Origin of the sequence: Streptomyces sp. NPDC059853, assembly GCF_042731495.1 — a bacterium.
Lineage (GTDB): Bacteria > Actinomycetota > Actinomycetes > Streptomycetales > Streptomycetaceae > Streptomyces.
Window position 1 is genome coordinate 1 of record NZ_JBHWJL010000284.1, and the last position, 6,753, is coordinate 6,753.

Below are 6,753 nucleotides of genomic sequence, written 5' to 3' on the forward strand. Positions count from 1 at the left end.
GGCGGGTGTCCGCCCCGGCCGGTTCGCCCGAGGGCGGCACGGAGGCGGCGGTCACGGTGATCGCGGCGGCCGAGCGGCCGGCGGCCGAGGCTCCGGAAGCCGGGCAGGAGGCGGCGGAGCAGGAGGCTCCGGCGAAGAAGACCGCCCGGAAGACGGCGGCCAAGAAGAGCACCGCGAAGAAGAGCACCGCCAAGAAGGCCACGGCGAAGAAGGCGACGGCGAAGAAGACCGCCACCGCCAAGAAGACCGCGGCCAAGAAGAGCGGTACCGCCAAGAAGTCCGCCACCAAGAAGACGGCGGCGGCGGAGCAGCAGGCACCGCCGTCGGTGTCGGCGTCCGCCGAGGACTGACCGGCCCCCGGGCCGTGGCTGCCCCGTGCCCCTCGGGGGTGCGGGGCAGCCCGCTGTCCGGAATTTGACCCCGTCACCGGTGGAAAACTAAAGTTGACCCTCGGCGTGTCAGCAGACCCGTCATTGCTTCTGAGCATCCACCTCCCGTGATGTGCGCGCCAGCGCCCCGGGAGAGGCCGGGCACCGTGCTTCACCGCCGCCCCGCCCGGCTGGCATCAGGGGTTCCGAATCGAGCGAGAGAGAGTTCCGCGTGTACGCGATCGTGCGCACCGGCGGCCGCCAGCAGAAGGTTGCTGTCGGCGATGTCATCGAGGTTGACCGTCTTTCCAGCAGCAAGGTCGGCGACACCGTCGAACTCTCCACGCTGCTCGTCGTCGATGGCGAGACCGTCACCAGCGACCCGTGGGTCCTGGCGGGCGTCAAGGTGACCGCCGAGGTCGTCGACCACCACAAGGGCGACAAGATCCGGATCCAGAAGTACAAGAACAAGACCGGCTACCGGCGGCGCATCGGTCACCGTCAGCTGCACACCCAGCTGAAGATCACCGGCATCCCCGCCCCGGCTGCGAAGTAAGGGACTGAGCTGACATGGCACACAAGAAGGGCGCGTCGTCCACTCGGAACGGCCGCGACTCGAACCCCCAGTTTCTCGGCGTGAAGCGCTTCGGCGGTCAGGTCGTCAGCGCCGGCGAGATCCTGGTCCGCCAGCGGGGCACCCACTTCCACCCCGGCAAGGGTGTCGGCCGTGGCAAGGACGACACGCTGTTCGCGCTGGAGGCGGGCTCCGTGGAGTTCGGCCGCTACCGTGACCGCAAGGTCGTGAACATCGTTCCGGTCGCGGTCGCCGAGTAATCACGGGGCGGTTCCACAGCTCCCGAGGGCGGATCAGCTTTCCCAGCGGACAGCCGGGGAAGCGGATCCGCCCTCGTCGCGTTGCACGAGGGGACGGACGTCGCATCCGTCCCGTTCCTTCGTCCACTGTTTTCGTCGTTCATCGTTCATCTGTTCCAGCTGCCGGGAGGCATCCGTCATGACCACCTTCGTGGACCGCGTCGAACTGCACATCGCCGCGGGTAACGGGGGCCACGGCTGCGCCTCCGTGCACCGGGAGAAGTTCAAGCCGCTGGGGGGCCCGGACGGTGGTGACGGCGGGCACGGTGGAGATGTGGTGCTGGTTGTCGATCACGAAGTCACCACACTCCTGGAGTTTCACTACAGTCCGCACCGCAAGGCCACCAACGGCAAGCCGGGCGCCGGCGGGAACCGTACCGGCGCGAACGGCCAGGACCTGGTGCTGCGGGTGCCGGACGGCACCGTGGTGCTGGACAAGCGCGGTGAGGTGCTGGCGGACCTGGTCGGCGAGGGCACCACGTTCGTGGCGGCGGCCGGCGGGCGCGGCGGGCTCGGCAACGCGGCGCTGGCGTCGGCGCGGCGCAAGGCGCCGGGGTTCGCGCTGCTGGGCGAGCCGGGCGAGGCCCTGGACATCGTGCTGGAATTGAAGTCGGTGGCGGATGTGGCGCTGGTGGGCTATCCCAGTGCCGGTAAATCGTCACTGATCTCGGTGCTTTCGGCGGCGAAGCCGAAGATCGCCGATTATCCGTTCACCACCCTGGTGCCGAATCTCGGGGTGGTGTCGACCGGATCGACCGTGTACACGATCGCCGATGTGCCGGGACTTATCCCGGGCGCGAGCGAGGGCAAGGGGCTCGGTCTGGAGTTTCTGCGGCATGTGGAGCGCTGTTCGGTGCTGGTGCACGTGCTGGACTGCGCCACGCTGGAGTCGGACCGCGAGCCGCTGTCGGATCTGGACGTGATCGAGGCGGAGCTGGCCAGTTACGGCGGTCTCGCCGACCGGCCGCGGGTGATCGTCCTCAACAAGACCGACATCCCCGACGGCCAGGATCTCGCGGACATCGTGCGCCCGGACCTGGAGGCGCGGGGGCTGCCGGTGTTCGAGGTGTCGGCGGTGTCGCGCAAGGGGCTGCGGGAGCTGTCGTTCGCGCTGGCCGAGCTGGTGGCGGCGGCGCGTGCGGCGCGTCCCAAGGAGGAGTCGACGCGGATCGTGATCCGGCCCAAGCCGGTGGACGACGCGGGGTTCACCGTACGGCGCGAGGGCGAGAGCCTGTTCCGGGTGCGGGGCGAGAAGCCCGAGCGCTGGGTGCGGCAGACCGACTTCGCCAACGACGAGGCGGTCGGCTATCTCGCGGACCGGCTGAACCGGCTCGGTGTCGAGGAAGCGCTGGTCAAGGCCGGTGCCCAGGAGGGCGACGGGGTCGCGATCGGTCCCGAGGACAACGCGGTGGTCTTCGACTGGGAGCCGTCGGTGTCCGGGGGCGCCGAACTGCTGGGGCGGCGTGGTGAGGACCGGCGGATGGAGGACGCGCAGCGTCCCGCGGTGCAGCGGCGCCGGGACCGGGAGGCGGAGCGCGGGGAGAAGGCCGCCGGTGATATTCAGCGTGAATATGATGAATTCCATCCCTTTGGCTGAAATCGCGGGAGACTGACCCGGGATGGGGACCGGCTTCGCGCCGAGAGCGAAGCCGGTCAGAGTACCTGATGTTCGTCACAGCGTGATAACGGGCCACAACGATTCATCCGTATGACAAGTCAGTCTTCCGCAGGGGTTAACCTTCTACTCGCGTACGCGACACTTCTTCAAACCGGCGGGAGCGGTTTTGTCTATGCATGCCAAGGGGGCTCGCCCTCGTACCACCGCGGTCGTTCTTGCGGGTGGCACCGGTCAGCGGGTGGGCCTTTCCATACCCAAGCAGCTCATCAAGATCGCCGGTAAGGCCGTCATCGAGCACACCCTCGCCATCTTCGAGGAGTCGCCGGACATCGACGACATCATCGTGCTGATGACCCCGGGGTATGTCGCGGACGTCGAGAAGATCGTCGCCAAGGCGGGCCTGACGAAGGTGACGCAGGTCATCGAGGGCGGCTCCACCCGGAACGAGACCACCGAGCGGGCCATCGCCGCCGTGGGCGCGTCGCTGGAGGAGGGCGAGGAGGACCGCAACCTCCTCTTCCACGACGCGGTGCGCCCGCTGCTCTCGGCGCGCGTCATCAGCGACTGTGTGGCCGCCCTGGAGCGCTACCGCGCGGTGGACGTGGCCATCCCGTCCGCCGACACCATCATCGTGACGCGCACGCACGGCGAGGACGGTGAGTTCATCACCGAGGTCCCCGACCGCTCCCGGCTGCGGCGCGGCCAGACCCCGCAGGCGTTCAAGCTCTCCACCATCCGCCGCGCGTACGAGATCGCCGCCGGGGACCCGAATTTCCAGGCCACCGACGACTGCTCGGTGGTGCTGAAGTACCTCCCGGACGTGCCGATCCACGTGGTCTCCGGTGACGAGTACAACATGAAGGTCACCCAGCCGGTGGATGTCTTCATCGCCGACAAGCTGTTCCAGCTGGCCTCCACCGCTGTGCCGCAGGTCGCGGACGAGGCGGCGTACCGGGAGCGGCTGGCCGGCAAGACGGTGGTGATCTTCGGCGGCTCGTACGGCATCGGCAAGGACATCGCCGACCTCGCGGCCGGCTACGGGGCCACCGTCTACCCGCTGGGGCGCTCGACGACGGGCACCCACGTGGAGAACCCGGCGGACATCGACGCGGCGCTGGAGAAGGCGTACGCGGAGACCGGCCGGGTCGACTACGTGGTGAACACCGCCGGGGTGCTGCGGATCGGCAAGCTCGCCGAGACCGAGGACTCGGTGATCGAGGAAGCCCTCACCGTCAACTACCTGGCCCCGGTCCGCATCGCGCGGGCCGCGCACCAGTACCTGGCGCGGACCGGCGGGCAGCTGCTGCTGTACACCTCCAGCAGCTACACGCGCGGGCGCGCGGAGTACAGCCTGTACTCGTCGACGAAGGCCGCCATGGTGAATCTCACCCAGGCGCTGGCCGACGAGTGGGCGGGCGACGGGGTGCGCGTGAACTGCGTCAACCCGGAGCGTACGGCCACCCCCATGCGCACCAAGGCGTTCGGGCAGGAGCCCGCCGGTACGCTGCTGTCCTCCGAGGCGGTGGCCCGTACCTCGCTGGACGTGCTGCTGTCCGGGCTGACCGGGCACGTCATCGATGTGCGGCAGCAGGACCCCACGGCGGACGCGACGCAGGCGGGGTCCTTCGAGCGGGCGCTGGCGGCGGCGTTGCAGGGCGGCGGCACCGCCTGAGCGGGTGATCCGCTCACTGATCACCTGATCACACCATCTACTCCGAGGTGAAATCGCGAATGCTGGCCGGACTGATCGGGCGCGCTGGCCGTTGGCCAAGCATCCTGCTCGTGGTCTACGTGGCGAGCGCGGCAGCGCTCTCCGCGACCGTTGTCGACGGCAACGAGGCGGTCTTCTTCACCGCGCTGGTGCTCAACTACGTGGCCGACTGGGCACTGCGCAAGCGCGGGCGCTACATCAACCGCCTGATGCGCCGGTTCGGGTTCGGCGAGCGCATAAGGGAGCTGTACCGGCTGCTGCTGCTCGTCGCCCTCGCGCTCTCGCAGGAACTGGCCGGGGTGCGGATCCTGGCGGTGTGCGCGGCGGTCATGTTCCTGGCGAACAGCTGCCAGCAGCCGCTGGTCAGCTTCCGGGTGCGGCGGCGCAACCTGCCGGTGGCCGCGATGAACATGGACATGAGCGCGCTGCGGCGCCGCATACCCGATCTGCCCAGCAGCGCGCTGCTGAGCCCGCGCGGCCTGAGCCGTATCCCCGGCCCCGAGCTGCTGCTGGCGGCCGGTACGGCGGCGGTGCTCGCCGGGGCGGACGAGAACTGGATGCTGGTGGCGCTGCTCGCGCCGCTGCCGGTGCTGGTCTCCCTGGTGCACGCGGCGTGGCACGCGTACCGCAACTGGCGGCTGCCCGACCCGGCCGAGGTGCTGGAGCTCGTCAACCGCAACCTCGCCGAGTACCGGCCGGAGGTGGCGCTGTACTTCACCTTCGCGGCGGGCGGCCAGGACTTCATGTACCAGGTCAACATGTGGATCGACGCGATGGAGAAGATGGACCGTCGCGGCGTGATCATCCTGCGGGAGACGGCCGCGATGCGCGGTCTCGAACAGACCCGGCTGCCGGTGGTCTGCGTCCGCAAGGCCGACGACCTGGCGCAGCTCGACCTGTCGGACGTGCGGGTGGCGTTCTACCCGGGCAACGCCGGCAAGAACGTGCACATGCTCCAGCGGGCCGAGATCCAGCACGTCTTCATCGGGCACGGCGACAGCGACAAGCTGGCGAGCAGCAACCGGGTCAGCCGGGTGTTCGACGAGATATGGGTGGCCGGCAAGGCGGGCCGCGACCGCTACCAGCGGGTGCGGCACGCGATCGCCGACGACGCGATCGTCGAGGTCGGGCGCCCGCAGCTGTCGGAGGTCATGCCGGCGGGCGAGCGGCTGGTCGGCGAGCGCGGCACGGGCGAGGGCCTGACCGTGCTGTACGGGCCGACGTGGGAGGGCTGGACCGACGACGCCTGCCACACCTCCGTGATCCCGATGGGCGAGGCCATCATCGGCGGGCTGCTGGAGCAGGGTGACGTGCGCGTCATCTACAAGCCGCACCCGCTGACCGGCAAGCGCTCCGGGGAGGCCGCGGCGGCCGACGCGCTGATCGAGCGGCTGCTGACCGAGGACAACGTCCGGCGGGCGGCGCGGCGCGACCCGGCGCGGGTGGCCGGGATCGAGGCGGAGCTGGCGCGGCTGGAGGCCCGGATGGCCGAGCTGTCCGGTGCGGCGGCCGAGGGCGACCGGCTCCAGAAGACCCGGGACGCGCGGGTACCGGACCGGGACCTGCGGGCCGAGATCGAGGTCGTCCGGCGGGCGTGGAGCGAGCTGTTCTGGAGCGACGACTACCAGGGCGGTCAGCACCTGATCGTCAAGAGCCGGCTTCCCTCGCTGTACGACTGCTTCAACCACGCGGACCTGCTGATCAGCGACATGTCGAGCGTCATCTCCGACTTCGTGGCCAGCCGCAAGCCGTACGTGGTGACCAACGCGGAGGACATGGACCCGGAGGAGTACCGGCTCCAGAACCCGACGGCGGGCGCGGCGTACCTGCTGGGCAGCGACTGCGCGGAACTGTCGGAGATCCTGGGCCGGGTCCGCGGCCCGGTCGGCGCCGACCCGATGGCGCGGCGGCGCACCCAGCTGAAGGAGTACCTGCTGGGCGGGGACCAGCCGCCGTCGATGGAGCGGTTCAACGCGGCGACCGAGGCGCTGTACCGCAAGGGCCTGCGGGCGTTCCCGCTGGGCACCACGGCGGAGCCGGTACCGGCGTCGCCGGACTACGCGGACACGGTGCCGGCGCCGCGCTAGCGGGGCGGCGGCACACGGCGGAGGGGCCCGGATCGGGAGACGATCCGGGCCCCTCCGGCATGGGCGGGGGCGGGCGGCCCGTTACGAGCGGAGGAG

General features: G+C 70.1%; 5 protein-coding genes and 1 pseudogene. All 6 read left to right on the forward strand.

Annotated elements, in window-relative coordinates:
* A pseudogene (locus ACFV5N_RS22735) lies at positions 1–350 on the forward strand (ribonuclease E/G); the annotation flags it as partial.
* A gap of 250 nt (positions 351–600) precedes the next feature.
* On the forward strand, positions 601–924 hold the full coding sequence (gene rplU / locus ACFV5N_RS22740) for a 50S ribosomal protein L21 (RefSeq protein ID WP_019432868.1): 324 nt from the start codon (positions 601–603) through the stop codon (positions 922–924).
* A gap of 14 nt (positions 925–938) precedes the next feature.
* Positions 939–1,202, forward strand: coding sequence for a 50S ribosomal protein L27 (gene rpmA / locus ACFV5N_RS22745; RefSeq protein ID WP_385602860.1), 264 nt, complete (start codon positions 939–941; stop codon positions 1,200–1,202).
* 178 nt (positions 1,203–1,380) lie between these two features.
* Complete coding sequence (gene obgE, locus ACFV5N_RS22750) at positions 1,381–2,838, forward strand: GTPase ObgE (protein WP_385602862.1); 1,458 nt, start codon at positions 1,381–1,383, stop codon at positions 2,836–2,838.
* 193 nt (positions 2,839–3,031) lie between these two features.
* Positions 3,032–4,531 (forward strand): SDR family NAD(P)-dependent oxidoreductase, encoded by a 1,500-nt coding sequence (locus ACFV5N_RS22755; protein WP_385602865.1) that lies wholly within the window; start codon positions 3,032–3,034, stop codon positions 4,529–4,531.
* 110 nt (positions 4,532–4,641) lie between these two features.
* The gene (locus ACFV5N_RS22760) at positions 4,642–6,657 is read left to right on the forward strand and encodes a hypothetical protein (RefSeq protein WP_385602868.1); all 2,016 of its coding nucleotides are present in this window, start codon (positions 4,642–4,644) and stop codon (positions 6,655–6,657) included.
* The last annotated feature ends 96 nt before the right edge of the window (positions 6,658–6,753 follow it).